Here is a 1,166-nt window from a genome sequence, read left to right on the forward strand (position 1 = left end):
GAAAATTTGTTAAATCAAAATAGAAGGAGTGAAAAAATGGATATAAGCATAGAAAGAATTTTGGATCATATGAATAACGATCACGGGGATGTTTTGCCTTTGTATGTAAGGCATTTTTGCAAGAGAGAAGATGTGAAGGAAGCAAAGCTGGTTGATGTGAATGAAGAGGGAATGACTTTGCTTGTAAACGGAAATGAGAGAGTTCAGATTAAATTTACAAAAAAAACTGATTTTGAAGGAATCCATCTGGAAATGATAAAGATGGCAAAAATTGCGAGAAAAGCTTTGAATGTGCCTGCACCCGAACATTACAAGGACAAGGGGCACCAGGAAGAGGAAAAAATGAAAATGGAAATAAGTGATTTTATTGGAAACTTTAAATCGGTTATAATTGGAACTGTATCAGAAGAAGGAGAGCCGAATGCAAGTTATGCACCATTTTTTAAGTATCATGGGGACAGTTATCTGTATATCAATGAAACAGAAGTCTATTTTGAAAGTTTTAAGAAAAATGGGAAAGCAAGCTTGATGTTTATTCAGGATGAAGGACAGGCAATAGTTCCATCAATGAGACAAAGAGTTACATACAATGTAGAAATTCAGTTTTTAGAAAAAAATGATTACTATAACGAAATTTTGGACGAATTTCAGAAAAATGACTTTTCAATACAAATGACTAGAAACGTGCCAGTTTTTCATTTGGTAAAAGCAAAATTAATAAGCGGAAGATATGTGAAAGGACCTAGACAGGCTTTTGATATTACAAAGGATAGAAGAGTTGTGGAAGTTATGTTGGGAGCGTCGGAAAACAGCTGAAAAGAAATGCCAAAGGAAATGCAAAAAGGTAAAATTTCAGAGCCAAATCTAGAGGAGCAGGGAATCTTCCCAAAAAGATTTAAGTCACATAACGATTCGGCGGGAATCGTATCGGATTATTTCAGGAAAAATAAGAAATTTGGAACAGAAGCGGAACTGCTGGAAAGAATGGAGAAACCTGCGGAAAATGAACTTGGAACAATTTACGTCCATACTCCATACTGCGATAAAATCTGTTCATTTTGTAACTTGAACCGAAAGCAGATTGACAATGATTTGGAAGATTACACAAATTTTCTTGTATCAGAATTTGAAAAGTATGGAAAAACTCCGTATATGAAAAGTAAGGA

The 1,166-nt window shown here is 34.6% G+C and carries 1 protein-coding gene and 1 pseudogene; both read left to right on the top strand.

Annotated elements, in window-relative coordinates:
- Positions 1 to 816 (top strand): DUF2470 domain-containing protein (locus Q0370_RS00770; protein ID WP_299570751.1); only part of this gene is annotated, 816 nt, incomplete at its 5' end.
- A 6-nt stretch (positions 817 to 822) separates the two neighbouring features.
- Positions 823 to 1,166, top strand: a pseudogene (locus Q0370_RS00775) (radical SAM protein); the annotation flags it as partial.

Origin of the sequence: uncultured Leptotrichia sp., assembly GCF_938036635.1 — a bacterium.
GTDB lineage: Bacteria > Fusobacteriota > Fusobacteriia > Fusobacteriales > Leptotrichiaceae > Leptotrichia > Leptotrichia hongkongensis.